Raw genomic sequence first — 15159 nt, forward strand, 5'->3', positions numbered from 1 at the left:
GACGAACCTCCTCAGCCCTGGTGCGGGTAGCGGACGCTGGTGGGCGGCACGAAGGTCTCCTTGACCGAGCGGGGGCTCGTCCAGCGGAGCAGGTTGAAGACCGAGCCGGCCTTGTCGTTGGTGCCCGAGGCCCGCGCGCCGCCGAACGGCTGCTGGCCGACGACGGCACCGGTCGGCTTGTCGTTGACGTAGAAGTTGCCCGCGGAGAACTTCAGCGCCTCGGACGCCTTCGCGACGGCGGTGCGGTCGTTGGCGATCACCGCGCCGGTCAGCGCGTACGCGGCGGAGGAGTCGATCAGCTTCAGGACGTCGTCGAAGCCGCCGTCCTCGTAGACGTACACCGACAGGATCGGGCCGAAGTACTCGGTCGAGAAGATCTCGTGCTTCGGGTTGTCCGAGACCAGGATCGTCGGCTGCACGAAGTACCCGACGCTGTCGTCGGCGGTGCCGCCGGTGAGGATCTCGACCGACGCGTCGTCGCGCACGCGGTCGAACAGGTCGGAGTGCTTGGTGAACGCGCGCCGGTCGATCACCGCGCCGCCGAAGTGCGAAAGGTCGGTGACGTCGCCGTAGGTCAGCGCCTCGGTTTCGGCGACCAGGCCGTCCTTCAGCTCGTTCCAGACACTGCGCGGGATGTACGCGCGCGAAGCGGCGGAGCACTTCTGGCCCTGGTACTCGAAGGCGCCGCGGACCAGCGCGGTGCGCAGGACGTCGACGTCGGCGGAGGCGTGCGCGAGCACGAAGTCCTTGCCACCGGTCTCGCCGACCAGGCGCGGGTAGCCGCGGTAGCCCGCGATGTTCGCGCCGACCGTGCCCCACAGGTGCTGGAAGGTCGCGGTCGAGCCGGTGAAGTGGATGCCGGCCAGGTCGCGGTGGGTCAGGGCGACCTCGGAGACGGCCTTGCCGTCGCCCGGCAGCAGGTTGATCACGCCCGGCGGCAGGCCGGCCTCTTCGAGCAGCCGCATGGTCAGGTGCGCGGCGAACGACTGCGTCGGCGACGGCTTCCACAGCACGGTGTTGCCCATCAGCGCGGGCGCGGTCGGCAGGTTGCCGGCGATCGCGGTGAAGTTGAACGGCGTGATCGCGTAGACGAAGCCCTCGAGGGGCCGGTGCTCCATCCGGTTCCACACGCCCGGCGAGCTGATCGGCTGCTCGGCGAGGATGCGGCGGCCGAACTCGACGTTGAAGCGCCAGAAGTCGGCGAGCTCGCAGGCGGAGTCGATCTCGGCCTGGGTCGCGGTCTTGGACTGGCCGAGCATGGTGGCGGCGTTCAGCGTGGCGCGCCACTTGCCGGTGAGCAGGTCGGCGGCGCGCAGGAGGATCGCGGCGCGGTCGTCGTAGGACAGCGCGCGCCACTCCGGCGCGGCCTTCGCGGCGGCCGCGATGGCGTCGGTCGCGTCCTGCTGGGTGGCGCTGTGGATGGTGCCGAGGACGTGCGCGTGATTGTGCGGCTGGACGACGTCGATCTGCTCGCCGCCGCCGGGGCGCTGCTCGCCGCCGATGGTGACGGTCAGGTCGACCGGTTCCGCCTGGCCCAGCCGCTTGAGCGCACCCTCGAGCTCCGCGCGCTCAGCGCTGCCCGGCGCGTACGTGAGCACCGGCTCGTTCGTCGGGGCGGGGGTCTGGGTCACGGCGTCCACGGCGGCTCCTCTGCTCTGTAGTCCTGATGCCCCGAACGGTAACTCCGGACACACTCGGGCGGCTTGTCCGAACGGCTAAAATCGATCGCATGGCTTTGGCCGATCAGACAACCTCGCTGCGGCACGTGCTCGCGACGCTGGGCGAGCCGCTCGTCGAGGTCGTCGTGGCCCCGCACGGCCTCGGCGTCGGCGTCACCGACGTCGTGATCCTCGACCCGGAGGACCCTTTGGAGGCCTCCCCCGGCGACCTGGTGCTGGTGATCGGCGCCCGCGGCCGGGCGGCGGCCCCGGCCATCCGCGCGGCCGGGCGCGGCGGCGCGGCCGCGGTGGCGGTCAAGGGCGCGACGGGCGCCGACGTCGCCGCCGACGCCGGCGTCGCGCTGCTGACGGTCGGCGCGGAGGCGCGCTGGGAGCAGGTCGAAGCGCTGGCGCGCGGGGTCGTCGAGGCCGCCCGCGCGGGCGGTGAGGCGGCCAGCGGCGAGGTGCTGGGCGACCTGTTCGCACTGGCCCAGACGATCGCGACGCTCACCGGCGGCCTGGTCAGCATCGAGGACACGGCCAACCGCGTGCTCGCGTACTCACGGGCGGGCGACGAGGTCGACGAGCTGCGGCGGCTGTCCATCCTCGGCCGCGAAGGGCCGGAGCGCTACCTCGCGATGCTCCGCGAATGGGGCGTCTACCAGCGGTTGCGCGCCGGCGAGGGGATCGTCCGCATCGACGAGCGACCCGAGCTGGGCATCCGCCGCCGGATCGCGGCGGGCATCCACGCGGGCAAGCAGCCGCTCGGCACGATCTGGGTCCAGGAGGGTGCCCAGCCGCTCACCGAGCGGGCCGAGACGGCGCTGCTCGGCGCGAGCCGCGCCCTCGCGCCGCAGCTGATCCGGGCGCGCACGCTGCCGAGCCCGGAGCTGCGGCTGCGCGAGGACCTGCTCGCGAGCCTGCTGGAGGGCCGGCTGGACGCCGAGTCCGTCGCCGACGACATCGGCGCGGACCCCGCGCGGCCGGCGCAGGTCCTGGCGTTCTCCCTGAGCCCTCTGGGGCCGAGCCCCAGACCCCAGCCGGGGGGCAAGCCCCCCTGGACCCCCCCAAAGCCGGTGGTGCGCTCGGACAACCGGCAGCTGCGCCGGGCCGAGCTGGTGCACCTGATCGCCGTCCACACGGCGGCCTACCGGCGCAGCGCGCTGGTGAGCGTGATCGGCGGCCGCGTCTACGCGCTGCTGCCGGACCTGCCCGAGCACTCCGACGCGGCGGTCCTGGCGCTGGCCCGCGAGATCACCGCGACGGCCCGCCGGCACCTGGACGTCCCGGTCCGCGCGGCGCTCGGCGGCGTCGTCCCGCGCCTGTCGGAGGCGGCGGCGTCCCGCGGCGACGCCGACCGCGTCCTGGCGGCGATGACGCGCGGGCACTGGGCCGCGGACGTCGCCTCGCTGGCCGACGTCCGCGCCGAGGTGCTGCTGTCGGAGGTGCTGGCGTTCCTGGGGTCGCAGCCCCGGATCCGCGACCCGCGGCTGGTTTCGCTCGTGGAGCACGACACCGAGCACGGCGGCATCCTGGTCCCGGCGGTGCTGGCCTGGTTGAACGCGTTCGGCGACGTCCGCGCGGCGGCCCGGGTGCTCAACATCCACCCGAACACGGTTCGCTACCGCGTCCGGCGTGCGGCCGAGGTGTCCGGAGTCGACTTCGACGACCCGGCGCAGCGCCTGTTAACTCAGCTGCAGCTGCGGTTGTGATCCTGCTAGCTTCGCGCGCGTGGATCTCTTCTCGCGCACGTGGGCGGCGTTGCGCCTGGCAGTCGCTTCGGTTCCCGACTCGGAGTTTTCCCGGCCCTCGGGCTGCCGCGGGTGGCTGGTCCGGGACCTGGTGTGCCACCTGGTGATCGACGCGCAGGACGTGCTGATCACCCTGGCAACCCCGGCTTCGACGGCGGTGACGCACAACGCGATCACGTACTGGGCGGTGTCGAACTCGCTCCCTTCGGGCGACGACCCGCTGTCGGCCCTGATCGTCCGCCTGGCGGCGGCGTACGAGGACCCGGCACTGCTGAAGTTCCACCTCGACGACGTGGGCTCGGCGGCGGGCCGGGCGGCGGACATGGCGGACCCGGGCATGCGGGTGTCGACGCAGGAGATGGTCCTGACGGCGGGCGACTACCTGTCGGCGTACGTACTGGAGTGGACGTTGCACCACCTGGACCTGGTGGCGCACGTGCCGTCGGTGGCCGGGCCGCCGGCGGAGGGCCTGGCCCGGACGCGGGCGATGGTGGAGCAGATCGCGGGGGCGGAGTTCCCGGCGTCGTTCTCGGACGAGGACGTGCTGCTGGTGGCGACAGGGCGGCGTGCGCCGACGGCGGCGGAGACGGCCGCACTGGGTGACCTGGCCGCGCGGCTGCCGTTGGTGCTCGGGTGATCGTCTGGCTGAACGGCACGTTCGGCGCGGGCAAGACGACGACCGCCTCCGAGCTGGCGGGCCTGCTGGGCGCCCGCACGTTCGACACGGAGTTCGTCGGCTACTTGCTGCGCACGGCGTTCCCCGAGCACGAAGGCGACTTCCAGCACCTGCCGCTGTGGCGGCCGCTGGTCGTCGAGAACACGGCGCGGGTGCACGAACACGCCGGCACGCTGGTCGTCCCGCAGACCATCCTGGTCGAGGCGTACGCGCGGGAGATTTTCGACGGCCTGGCCGGCCGCGGCGTCCCGGTCGCGCACTTCGTGCTGGACGCCGAGCCCGCCGAACTGCGCCGCCGGATCGAGGAGTCGGCCGACACCGTGGCCCGCCAGTGGCGGCTCGACCACGTCGACCGCTACGGCGAGGCCCTGCCATGGCTGCGCCGGGCGGCGACGGTGGTGGCCACTGACGGCAGGACACCGGCTGAGGTCGCGCGCGGCATCGCCGACCGGCTCCGCAATTGATCGACGCGGTGTTCAGCCTGCCCGGCATCCAATAACCGACACGATGGCCGGATAATCAGCCGACAATTCACGACACGGAAACGCGCAATCCCGCGAGTTCGGCCAGCGCGGCGAAGGAATCGAACCGCGCGGATTGGTCATAGGCCGCCGTCGTGGCGAGGATTTCGCCGGCGCCCGTGAGCGTGACCAACCGCCCGAGCCGGTCCGTCACCTCGGCCGGCGTCCCGGAGATCTGACCGTCCAAAGTCTCCTCGAGCCGCCTGCGCTCGCGGTCGGTCATCGGGGCCGCGAGGATTTCGCCCGGTGGGGCCAGGGGCGGGAAGACGCCGTGGGAGCGCGAGTACACCGTCGCCCAGGCCTCCGAGACCAGCAGGCGCCGCGCGTCCGCCGCCGAGTCCGCCACCGCGATCGCCGTCGACACCACCACGTACGGCTCGCGCGCCCACGCGGACGGCCGGAAGCCGTCCCGGTAGCGCGTCACGGCTTCGGCCAGGGCAGCTTCGCCGCGGACCGGGGCGATCACCAGCGGCAGCCCGAGTTCCGCGGCGAGGTCCGCGCCGGAGCCGGTGGCCAGCAGGAACGGCGGCACGCGCAGGCCCTCGGCGGGGTAGGCGTGCACGCCCGGGTAAGCGTGTTCCCCGGTGAAGAACCCGAGCAGTTCGCGCACCTGCGCGCCGAAGTCGTCGGCGGCCTCCTTGCCGTGCCCCAGCGCCGATCGGACGCCGCCGGTGAAGCCGACCGAGCGGCCGAGGCCCATGTCGATGCGCCCGGGGTGAAGCGCTTCCAGGACGCCGAACTGCTCGGCCACGACCAGCGGCCGGTGGTTCGGCAGCATCACGCCCCCGGTGCCGACGCGGATGCGCGACGTCGCGCTCGCGACGGCGGCGGCCAGCACGGTCGGCGCGGACCCGGCGACCCCGGGCACGCTGTGGTGTTCGGACACCCAGAACCGGTGGTAGCCCAGCCGTTCGGCACCGGCGGCGAAGGCGACGGTGTCCCGCAGCGCCTGCGCGGGCCCGCGGTCCCGCCGCACGGGCGAGCGGTCGAGCACGGAGAACCTCACACCGGGTGCAACGCCCGGCGTCGGACGGGATTCCCGTCAGGGCCGCCAGCGCTCGCTGTACTCCGGGTGGTCGGCGTAGGGCAGGGCCAGCAGGCGCAGCGTGAGGCACCAGTTGGAGCCGGCCTCGTCGGCGGGCACGTGGCAGGTCTCACACCAGTATTCGCTGCCGTAGAGCGGAAACCCGGGCACCTTCTCCGAGACGGTGGTGCGGTGGGCGAGCAGGATCCGCCGGGTCGCCTCGATCTCGTTGATCATCTGGTTGACCACGTCGAGCTCGAGATCGGTGAGCCCGCGGATCTTCTGCTCCACGGCGACCTTCGTCTCGCCGCGGTTCATGACCTCGCCGGCCTTCGCCTTGTTGACGGCCTGCATGATCAACGCCTGCCGCGCGCCCACGCGCGCCGCGAGGAAAGCGATCAGGTCGTCCACGAACGGCCTCCTTCCTCGAACCCGCTCCCCGATGGCCCCGGGGAGTCGTCGATCCGGGACCGCACGTTACGCCGTCGCGGACCAAGATCGTGACATCGAGATCGGCCGTGCAACATTTGTGACCCGAAAGGCGACAGCGGGCGCTTGCGTGATCACTCCGTGTTCGGATTGGTTCTTTTGGCGGCAGGAAATCCCCAGCGTGGTCGCCCATTCGGTGATGGCCGCCACGGCTGTGGGCATGGTTACAACTCGGGGCGGATGAAGGCCGATCCAGCGCGGCTCCGTAACACCAGGCTCTGCCTTCGCGTCTGTCCCCAGCACAGAGTCACGGAGGTGATCATGTCCGTTCCGGCCTCACCCAGTCCGCAGGTGCCGTACTTCCCACCGCCCGCGCAGGCGCCGAAGCGCAGGAAATGGCCGTGGGCGCTCGGCGTACTCGTCGTGGTGCCCGCACTGGCGGCCGGCGTCGTACTGGCGATCGCGTTCGGCAAGGTCACCGCCAGTCCGTGCCTGGACAAGTCCCAGCACGCCCCGTGCGCCGGGCCCGGCGGAACATGGATCTCCGCCGACGGTGTCGCCCGGCCGCGTGACGCCGCCGCGCCCGCCACCACCAGCCCGTCGATTCCCGCTTTCGCCGCCCCGACCACCACCGAGCCGGCACTCCCCGAGCCCACGGCGAAGGACTACTCGGTCGACTTGGCCGTCCAGTCCAAGCAGTGTTTCGGTTCGGCAGGATGCAACGTGGTCGTCGAGCCGAAACTCAGTTTCCTCGGCGCGAGCACCCTGCTCTGGGAGTGCGACATCACCTACAGCATCTCGGGGGACGCGTCCGGTGAGCTGATCGAAACCGCCTACGCCCAGGGCGGCACCTCCTACCGCGTCGACCGCACGAGCATGAGCACCAAAACAAGCAAGGTCGTCCCGAAGGCGACCGTGACGGCGGTCAGCTGCCGCAAGCCGTGAGGGTCACTCGGGACGCGCCTTGCTCGGCTGCACCCGCTTCGGCTCCCCCGGCATCTTCGGATAATCCGGCGGGTACGGCAGCTCCCCCAGCCCGTGGTCCCGCAGGTCCCGCTCGTACCACTCCAATGCCGTCTCCAGCCCGAACGGTTCTGCGTCCATCGGCTCGTGCAGGTCGCCGTACTTCGCCAGGAACCCCGGGATCGTCAGCACGTCGAAGTCGTCCGCGTCCACCTCGCCCAGCAGATCCCACGTCAGCGGTGTCGACACCGTCGCGCGCGGGGTGCCGCGGACCGACCAGGCCGACGCCACCGTGCGGTCGCGGGCCGCCTGGTTGTAGTCCAGGAACACCCGGCCGCCGCGCTCCTCCTTCCACCACGCGATCGTCGCCTTGTCCGGGATCCGGCGCTCCACCTCGCGGCCCAGCGCGATCACCGCGTGGCGGACCGCCACGAAGTCCCACTCCGGCCGGATCCGGACCAGCACGTGCACCCCGCGGCCGCCCGACGTCTTCGGCCAGCCCGTCAGGCCCGCGTCCGCCAGCACCGCGCGGACCACCTGGGCCACCTCGACCGCGTCCGCGAAGCCGGCGCGGTCCGGCGGGTCGACGTCGATGCGGAGCTCGTCCGGGTGATCGACGTCCGCACTTCGCACCGGCCAGGGGTGGAAGTCGAACGTGCCCAGGTTGGCCGCCCACGCGAACACCGCCGGCTCGGTCGGGCACACCTCGGCGGCTTTACGGCCCGAAGGGAACGTGATTTCGGCGGTCGAAACCCACGACGGCGCGCCCTTCGGCACGCGCTTGGCGTAGAACCAGTCCCCCTCGACGCCGTCGACGTAGCGCTTCAGCGTCGTCGGGCGCTCGCCGATCGCGCGCAGCAGCGGCCCGCCGGCCGTGATGTAGTGCTCCACCACCTGCCGCTTCGTGATGCCGCGCTGGGGGAAGTACACCTTGTCCGGGCTCGTGACGCGGACCGTGCGCCCGCCCACCTCGTACTCCACCGGGTCTCCGTGCTTGGGCATGCGACCACGCTAGCGGTGAGCGCGCCTGCGCGACGTCCGCGAGAAAGCCGCCGGTAGGCTCGATCGGGTGTCCGGCCGCACCAAGCTGATCGTCGCGCTCGCCGTGCTCGCCGTCTTCGCGGCGGCCGCGGTGCTGCTGCCGATCCCCGGTCCGGCCGAGCTGCGGGCCTGGGCCACCGCCACCGGTCCGGCCACCCCGCTCGTGCTGCTCGCCGCCTACTCGCTGCTCACCGTCGCGCCCATCCCGCGGACGGTGTTCAACCTCGCCGCCGGCCTGCTCGTCGGCACCGCGGCGGGGATCGCGATCGGCCTGGTCGCCACCACCATCGCGGCGAGCCTCTCCTTCGGGCTCGCCCGGCTGCTCGGCCGCGACCTGGTCACCCGGCACCTGCACCGCTCGGCCGTCAAGACGGTCAACGACCGCCTCTCCGACGGCGGCGTCCTCGCCATCACGTCGCTGCGGCTGATCCCGGTCGTGCCGTTCGCCCCCTTCAGCTACCTCTGCGGGGTGTCCTCGGTGCGGCTCGGTCCGTACCTCACCGGTACGCTGCTCGGGAGCGTGCCCGGCACGGTCGCCGTGGTCGTCCTCGGCGACGCCCTGACCGGCGACACGCCGCCCGCGCTGCTCGCCTGCTACGGCGTGTTCGCGCTGGCCGGGGCGATCGGGCTGGTCAAGGTGTTCAAGAAGCGGGCACCGGCCGAACCGCGGCCCGCCGGACCGGCTGGCTGACGGGAAAGGCACCGGGCCGACCGCTACACTCGATCGGGTGCGCGAAGCGGTAACGCGCTGAGCAGGGCCACCACCACCGGGAATTTCGTCAGGAGCAGTCGCCATCGACACCGGTCAGCTGATCGCGGGGCACTACCGCCTCGTCGAGCACATTGGTAGCGGTGCCATGGGTGTCGTGTGGCGCGCGACCGACGTGCGCCTCGAACGCACCGTCGCGATCAAGCAGATCCTCCCGCAGCCGGGTGTCTCCGAGACCGAACGCGACAACATGCGCCAGCGCGCGATGCGCGAGGCGAAGAACGCGGCCCGGTTCCAGCACCCGAACGCCATCGTCGTGTTCGACATCGCCGAGCACAACGGCGACCCGTGCCTGGTGATGGAGTACCTGAACGGGCCCAGCCTCTCCACGATCCTCGCCGAGGAGGGCACGCTCCCGCTCGGGCGGGTCGCCCGGATCGGCGAGCAGGTCGCGTCCGCGCTGGTGGCGGCCCACCGCGCGGGGATCGTGCACCGGGACGTCAAGCCGGGGAACATCCTCATCGACGAGACCGGCACCGCGAAGATCACCGACTTCGGCATCTCCCGCGCGGCCGGCGACATGACGCTCACGGCGACGGGCCTGATCGGCGGCACCCCCGCCTACCTGGCGCCCGAGCTGGCCCGCGGCGCCGACCCGGTGCCCAGCTCCGACGTCTTCGCCCTCGGCGCGACCCTCTACCAGGCGATCGAGGGCACCACGCCGTACGGCAACACGACCAACCAGCTCGCGCTGCTCTACGCGGCGGCGAACGGCCAGATCAACCCGCCGGTGCAGGCGGGCGCGGCCACCGCGCTGCTGATGAGCCTGCTGCGCAGCGAGCCGGGCGAGCGGCCGAGCATGGCCGAGGCCCGCGAACGGCTGGCCGCGCTGGCCCGCACCGAGCCCGGTGGCATGACGGCGTCACCGCCGCTGCTTTCGGGCGGCGCGGGCCGCAAGCCCGCCGCCCCCGCGGACGGCGGCGAGCGCCCGCCGTGGCAGCGGACCGCCGAGAAGGCGCCGTCCTCCCCGCCGGTCGGCACGCCGGTGCCGGCGAACAAGCCGGCGAACAAGGCCCCGTCGAACCCGCCGCGCCCGACGGCGGCGTTCATGCCGATGCGGTCCCCGGCCGCACCGCCGAACACGCCGCCCAGACCGATGCCCGCGGCCGCGCCGACGGCCAGGGCTCCCCAGTACTCGTCGAACACGAGCAAGCCGGACACCAAGCGCAAGTACGCGATGTTCGCCGGAGCAGGTGCGGCGGTCGTGGTGGTCGCGGTGATCGTGTTCCTGGTCCTGAACTCGGGCAACGGCGGTTCCGGCGGCAACCAGGCCGGCCAGTCGCCGAGCAACCAGCCGACCACGGGCCACAGTTCGAAGACCACCGGTCCGAGCGACGACGCGCCGGCTTCCTCCGCCAAGCTCGGCCAGACGCCCTCCGAAGGCAAGATCACGGACTACGGTTCCGCGGGCCGGCTGCTCACCGACAGCTATTACCCGAACCCCGCCGCCGGCTGGAATCTCCTCACGCCCGCCGCTCAGGCGGTCTACGGCTCACAGCAGGCCTACCAGGCCTACTGGGCCGAGCAGGCAGGCAACATCAAGGGCTATCGGAAAGCCCAGGCGGACGGAGGCAGCGGAGCCGATGGTTCGCTGAACCTCTCGATGGAAATCAACGGCGTCCGCCGGCCGTACCACATCGTGCTGGTCGGCGGGCAGCTGCTGATCGACAGCAACACGAAACTCGACGCGAACCCGAACACCGGACTCTGAGACGTAACGCGCGTCCGGTGGGCTGAGCGGCCCGGATGGCTTACCGTGGTGGCATGGCCGATGACGGAGCTTCGCTGCCGGGCCAGAATCCTCGCTTCCACGAGGACCTGGTCGGCCTGGACCCGTACGATCCGGAGGCGCGCGCGTTCGCCGAGCACCTCGACCGCATCGAGCGGTGCGGCCCCAACTTCACCATCGAAGCCGCCCTTGACGGCGTCGCCGACTTCGCCGACTCCAGCAACCGGCTCGGCGGGCTGCGCTACTGGGTTTCGGCCCTGATCGTGGTCCTCATCGTGCTCGGCGTGATCGTGACCGCATGGGACATCGTGGTGCACGCCCTCGCCTGGCTCGCGGCGTAACGTGGAACGGGTGAAAGGTATGAAACCCGTTGTCGGCGCGACCCCGCGCGTCGTGAAGTCCGAGCAGGAATGGCGGGCGCAGCTCAGCCCCGACGAATACGCCGTGCTCCGCCAGGCGGGGACCGAACGGCCGTTCACCGGTGAGTACACCGACACGAAGACCACCGGCGTCTACGAGTGCCGCGCCTGCGGTGCCGAGCTGTTCCGCAGCGACACGAAGTTCGACAGCCACTGCGGCTGGCCGTCGTTCTACGACCCGGCCGACTCCGACGCCGTGCTGCTGCGCGAAGACCGCACCATGGGCATGAAGCGGATCGAGGTGCTCTGCGGCTCCTGCCACAGCCACCTCGGGCACGTCTTCGAGGGCGAGGGCTACCCCACCCCGACCGACCAGCGGTACTGCATCAACTCGATCTCGCTGAAACTGGTACCAGAGTCCTAAATCCTCCTTAAGGGAGCAACCCACCGCCCTTCCTCGAACGTAGTCTCCGCACACGGACGAGGGAGGGCGGACTCATGACCGATACCTGGGGTATTCCCGGACCGGTGTTCGCGGGGCTCTACCTGGGGTTGCTGGTGCTGCCGGCGCTGGCCGCCGCGCTGCGGCTCGGCGCCCTGCGGCGCGGCCGGGGCGGGGGCGTGCCGGAGAAGGCCGAGGAGCTCGCGCTGCTCACCGGCGGTCGCGTGCGGGCCGGCGAGTTCGTCGTCGCCCGGCTGCTGGAGCGCCAGATCATCCGGCTGGACGGCACCGGCCGGGTGCACCGCGTCCGGGGCTCGGCGCCGGACGACCTGGGCCGGGCCGCGCTCGTCCGGATCGGCAAGACCGGGACCGCCGTCGACCTGGTGCGCCGCGAGGTGCGGCACCACCCGGCGATGACCGCCCTGGAGGACGGGCTGATCGCGCGCGGCCTGCTCGTCGACACCCGGAAAGTCCGCCTGACCTGGGTGGGCACCGCCGTCGCGTACTGGGCGCTGATCGTTTTCGGGATGGTCCGGCTGATCGCCGGCAGCTCCACCGGGCACCCGATCGGCTACCTGCTGGGCCTGCTGGCGCTCGGCACGGCCGCCGCCGTCTTCGTGACGATCCGCGCCCGGCGCACCCCGGAGGTCAGGGCCACCGCCGCCGGTCGGGCCGCGGCGGCCGACGCCGAGCGCGCCGGTGTGCTGACGGCCGGCCCGGCGGGCGCCGTCGCGGCCGGCGGCTTCGGCAGCCACCCCGACAAGGACGTCCGGCTGGCGATCAGCCGTACCGCGCGGCGGGTGGTCCACCGGCCGCGCGCCCGCCGGGTAGGCGCGGGCGGCGGCACGGCCGTCGGCTACTACGGCGGCAGCGGGGGCGGCGCAAGCTGCGGCGGCGGTGGCGGGAGCAGCTGCGGCGGCGGTGGCGGGAGCAGCTGCGGCGGCGGTGGCGGAGGTGGCGGCGGGGGCTGCGGCGGTTGAAACGCCGACGCGAACGCGCGCGTCTCACAGCTACGGTAGCCGCGACACACTGAGGGGAGACGGGCGATGGCCGACCCGTGGGGCATCTCCGGACCGGATTTCGTGGTCCTCTACATCGCGCTGCTCGGCGCGGCCCTGCTGGTCAGGGTCATCGTGTCCGGCGTCGTGACCCGCCGGGCGATGCGGGTGGGCGCCGCGTCGCCCGGTCCGCCGCCGACCGTCTACCAGCTCGCCTTCCTCGCCGGCGGCCCCGACCGGGCCGTCGACGCGGCGATCGCGGCCCTGGTCGAGCGGGGGCAGCTGCGCGTCAACAGCTACCAGCAGGTCAGCCAGGCCGGGACGCGGCCGGCCGAGCCGCTGGAGCGGGCGGTCTTCGAGGCGGCCCGGCTGAAGACGACGGCGACGCTGCGGGCGATCGGCCGCCGGTCGGCGGCGATGCGAGCCCTGGAGGAGGGCCTCGACCGGCGCGGGCTGCTGGTGTCGGCCGCGGCGAAGCGGCAGGCGCGGACGTTCGGGCTGCTCCTGCAGCTGGGCGTGCTGGCGTTCGGCGTGGTCCGGCTGGTCAACGGCATCGCACTCGGCCGCCCGGTCGGGATCCTGGTGTTCCTGGTCCTGGTCGCGGCGGTGCTGGCGGTCGTGGCGGCGGTCCGCCGGGCGAAGACGGGGGCCCGCCAGCCGTCGGCCGCGGGGTACCGCGTGCTCGGCCAGGTCCGCGCCGCGGCGAGCGGGCCGGTGCCGGCCGGCATGCTCGCGGGCGGCGTGCTGCTCGGCGGGGCCGCGGCCGCGGTCGCGCTGGGCGGCTGGGCGATGTACCCGGACGAGGAGCTGAGCGCGGCGCTGGCCCCGCCGATGACGTCGTCCGGCGGCGGCTCGTCCGGCGCTTCCGGGTCTTCCTGCAGCAGCGGGTCGTCGTGCGGCAGCGGGTCGTCGGGTGGTTCGTCGTGCGGCGGTGGCGGGGGTTGCGGTGGGTGAGCTGGGGATCGGGATCGGCTGGCGGCACGAGCTCGATCTGTCCATCGCGCGGCTGCCGGGCGTCGACTGGGTCGAGGTCGTCGCCGAGAACCTGCACGCCGACCACCTGCCGGAGACGCTCGTGGCGCTGCGCAGGCGGGGGCTGCCGGTGCTGCCGCACGCCGTCTCGCTGTCCCTCGGCGGCGCCGAGCCGCTGGACACCGGCCGCGTCCAGCACCTCGCGGAGGTGGCGCGGGCCCTGGACGCGCCGCTGGTCAGCGACCACGTGTGCTTCGTGCGCGCGGGCGGTCTCGACTCGGGGCACCTGATGCCGCTCCCCCGCACGCGCGAGGCACTGGACGTGCTGGTGGCCAACGTCCGGCTCGCCCAGTCCATTGTGGACGCGCCGCTGGCGCTGGAGAACATCGCCGCGGTGCTCGACTGGCCGGACGCCGAGCTGACCGAGGAGCAGTTCCTCACCGAGCTGACCGAGCGGACGGACTGCCTGCTGATCATCGACGTCGCGAACCTGTACGCCAACGCCCGCAACATCGGCACCGACCCGGCGGCGTTCCTGGACGGCATCCCCTGGGAGCGGCTGGCGTACGTGCACATGGCGGGCGGCATCGAGCGCGACGGCGTCTACCACGACACGCACGCGCACCCGGTCCTGCCGGAGGTGCTGGCGTTGTTGACGGAGCTGCGCCGCCGCACGGACCCGCCGGGGGTGCTGCTGGAACGCGACGACGACTACCCGACGGACGACGAGCTGGCGGCGGAGCTGTCGGCGCTGCGGACGGCGGTGGCGGGATGAGCCGGGAAGAGCTGGCCCGCCGCCAGGCGGAGCTGCTGCACGCGTTGCTGGCCGACGGCCCGGCGCCGGCGGGTTTCGACCCGGCCCGGTTGCGGGTGGAGGCGAACGTGCTGCGGCGGAAGCACGGGCGGGTGCTGGCTCACCAGCGGCCGGAGCTGGCGGAGGAGCTGGGCGAGCGGTTCGGGCCGCTGTTCGCGGAGTTCACCGCCGGCCGCCCGAAGAAGGCGGCCGAGCGGTCGGGGGCGTACGCGGACGAGTTCGTGACGTGGCTGATCGAGAGCGGCCACCTGCCGAAGCCGAAGCGCCGGCTGGTGGACCGCCTCCGGCGTCGCTGATCCACAATGTCGCCGGGCTGTGGACAACCAGCGGCTGACCAGGGTTTTCGTCGGTCTCCGCCGGTAGACTGGAACCGGGCCCGGCCCCCAGGGGCAGGGTTCCGGCAAAGTCGTTTGTGCTGGTCATGGGGTGATTCCGTAGAGGGTGAGTGGTCGGGTGGCGTCTCGGGCCATGTGGCGTAGTCCTGCGGCGGTGTTGGTGTGGCCTGTGGTGCGTAGGGCGCTGATGGCGAGGTTGCGGAGGGTGGCCATGGCGCGGGGTGCGGTGCCGGTGCGGATGCGGGAGGCGTCTTCGCGGTAGGTGGTGCGTTGTTCGAGTCGTCCGTGCCCGATGCCGGTGCTGGTGTGGTGGGTCCCTTGTGGCCAGGGCAGTGTCTGCAGTCGGGTGTGGAGCCGGTGCTGATTTGCTTTGACGGTGAACACATAGTCCGCGCCGTGCTGATCCAGGTAGCGGGCGAGGCTGCGGGTGGTGTGCAGGGCGTCGGCGGTGACCACGGTCCCGGCCAGGTCGATGGTCTCCAGCAGGGGCTGAATCCAGGCGGTCTCGCTGGTCCCGGTGGTGACCTGTTGCTGGGCCAGCACGATCCCGTTGTGGTGAGTCAGTGCGGACAGCAGATGGACACCGGCTCCGCCGGTGCGGGCGAAGGTGCCGCGCAGGGATTTGCCGTCCACGGCAAATTGCCGGTGGGACGTCTGCGGTGGTGGTGATCCAGTCGC

Annotated in this window: 17 protein-coding genes; 12 read left to right on the forward strand and 5 right to left on the reverse strand. The window is 72.6% G+C overall.

What is annotated here, in order from left to right:
- Positions 1-11: 11 nt before the first annotated feature.
- Complete coding sequence (pruA, locus tag I4Q55_RS16880) at positions 12-1640, reverse strand: L-glutamate gamma-semialdehyde dehydrogenase (protein WP_206788832.1); 1629 nt, start codon at positions 1638-1640, stop codon at positions 12-14.
- Positions 1641-1729: 89 nt separating this feature from the next.
- Between pruA and I4Q55_RS16885 the strand changes: the two genes are divergently transcribed.
- Genes I4Q55_RS16885 through I4Q55_RS16895 form a run of 3 tightly spaced genes read left to right on the forward strand, consistent with a single transcriptional unit; the run spans position 1730 to position 4549 of the window.
- Positions 1730-3370 carry a CdaR family transcriptional regulator gene (locus tag I4Q55_RS16885; protein WP_206788833.1) on the forward strand — a complete coding sequence of 547 codons (1641 nt, stop codon included), beginning with the start codon at positions 1730-1732 and terminating at the stop codon, positions 3368-3370.
- 19 nt (positions 3371-3389) lie between these two features.
- A complete protein-coding gene (locus I4Q55_RS16890) occupies positions 3390-4046 on the forward strand; it encodes a maleylpyruvate isomerase N-terminal domain-containing protein (protein ID WP_206788834.1) in 657 nt (218 codons plus the stop codon).
- Positions 4043-4549 (forward strand): AAA family ATPase, encoded by a 507-nt coding sequence (locus tag I4Q55_RS16895; RefSeq protein WP_206788835.1) that lies wholly within the window; start codon positions 4043-4045, stop codon positions 4547-4549. Before I4Q55_RS16890 ends, I4Q55_RS16895 begins: the two co-directional genes overlap by 4 nt.
- A 67-nt stretch (positions 4550-4616) precedes the next feature.
- Here the strand turns inward: I4Q55_RS16895 and I4Q55_RS16900 are convergent, their stop codons facing one another.
- Both I4Q55_RS16900 and I4Q55_RS16905 read right to left on the reverse strand, forming a co-directional pair.
- Positions 4617-5600 carry an LLM class flavin-dependent oxidoreductase gene (locus I4Q55_RS16900; protein WP_206788836.1) on the reverse strand — a complete coding sequence of 328 codons (984 nt, stop codon included), beginning with the start codon at positions 5598-5600 and terminating at the stop codon, positions 4617-4619.
- A gap of 48 nt (positions 5601-5648) precedes the next feature.
- Positions 5649-6041 carry a DUF6221 family protein gene (locus tag I4Q55_RS16905; protein WP_013224525.1) on the reverse strand — a complete coding sequence of 131 codons (393 nt, stop codon included), beginning with the start codon at positions 6039-6041 and terminating at the stop codon, positions 5649-5651.
- Positions 6042-6380: 339 nt separating this feature from the next.
- Here I4Q55_RS16905 and I4Q55_RS16910 point away from each other — a divergent pair, with 339 nt between their 5' ends.
- Complete coding sequence (locus I4Q55_RS16910) at positions 6381-7004, forward strand: hypothetical protein (RefSeq protein ID WP_206788837.1); 624 nt, start codon at positions 6381-6383, stop codon at positions 7002-7004.
- Positions 7005-7007: 3 nt separating this feature from the next.
- On the opposite strand, the gene I4Q55_RS16915 is transcribed toward I4Q55_RS16910, so the two are convergent.
- Positions 7008-8024, reverse strand: coding sequence for a DNA polymerase domain-containing protein (locus tag I4Q55_RS16915; protein ID WP_206788839.1), 1017 nt, complete (start codon positions 8022-8024; stop codon positions 7008-7010).
- Positions 8025-8091: 67 nt separating this feature from the next.
- Between I4Q55_RS16915 and I4Q55_RS16920 the strand changes: the two genes are divergently transcribed.
- From I4Q55_RS16920 to I4Q55_RS16955, 8 genes are all read left to right on the forward strand, one after another.
- Positions 8092-8754: a TVP38/TMEM64 family protein gene (locus I4Q55_RS16920; protein ID WP_206788840.1), complete on the forward strand. Its 663-nt coding sequence runs from the start codon at positions 8092-8094 to the stop codon at positions 8752-8754.
- Between the two features lie 166 nt (positions 8755-8920).
- On the forward strand, positions 8921-10543 hold the full coding sequence (locus I4Q55_RS16925) for a serine/threonine-protein kinase (protein WP_242546090.1): 1623 nt from the start codon (positions 8921-8923) through the stop codon (positions 10541-10543).
- Positions 10544-10596: 53 nt separating this feature from the next.
- On the forward strand, positions 10597-10902 hold the full coding sequence (locus I4Q55_RS16930; protein ID WP_206788841.1) for a hypothetical protein: 306 nt from the start codon (positions 10597-10599) through the stop codon (positions 10900-10902).
- A 19-nt stretch (positions 10903-10921) separates the two neighbouring features.
- The gene (msrB, locus tag I4Q55_RS16935) at positions 10922-11344 is read left to right on the forward strand and encodes a peptide-methionine (R)-S-oxide reductase MsrB (RefSeq protein ID WP_206788842.1); all 423 of its coding nucleotides are present in this window, start codon (positions 10922-10924) and stop codon (positions 11342-11344) included.
- A gap of 74 nt (positions 11345-11418) precedes the next feature.
- Positions 11419-12342, forward strand: coding sequence for a TIGR04222 domain-containing membrane protein (locus tag I4Q55_RS16940; protein WP_206788843.1), 924 nt, complete (start codon positions 11419-11421; stop codon positions 12340-12342).
- A 66-nt stretch (positions 12343-12408) separates the two neighbouring features.
- Entirely contained in the window at positions 12409-13314 is a 906-nt protein-coding gene (locus I4Q55_RS16945) for a TIGR04222 domain-containing membrane protein (protein ID WP_206788844.1), read from the forward strand.
- The gene (locus I4Q55_RS16950) at positions 13307-14107 is read left to right on the forward strand and encodes a DUF692 domain-containing protein (protein ID WP_206788845.1); all 801 of its coding nucleotides are present in this window, start codon (positions 13307-13309) and stop codon (positions 14105-14107) included. The genes I4Q55_RS16945 and I4Q55_RS16950 overlap by 8 nt, the downstream gene beginning before the upstream one ends.
- On the forward strand, positions 14104-14442 hold the full coding sequence (locus I4Q55_RS16955) for a hypothetical protein (RefSeq protein WP_206788847.1): 339 nt from the start codon (positions 14104-14106) through the stop codon (positions 14440-14442). Before I4Q55_RS16950 ends, I4Q55_RS16955 begins: the two co-directional genes overlap by 4 nt.
- Before the next feature lie 123 nt (positions 14443-14565).
- Here I4Q55_RS16955 and I4Q55_RS16960 read toward each other — a convergent pair.
- Positions 14566-15159 (reverse strand): ISAs1 family transposase (locus I4Q55_RS16960; RefSeq protein ID WP_206788848.1); only part of this gene is annotated, 594 nt, incomplete at its 5' end.

This window comes from Amycolatopsis sp. MtRt-6 (assembly GCF_017308975.1).
In the GTDB taxonomy this organism is placed as follows: domain Bacteria; phylum Actinomycetota; class Actinomycetes; order Mycobacteriales; family Pseudonocardiaceae; genus Amycolatopsis.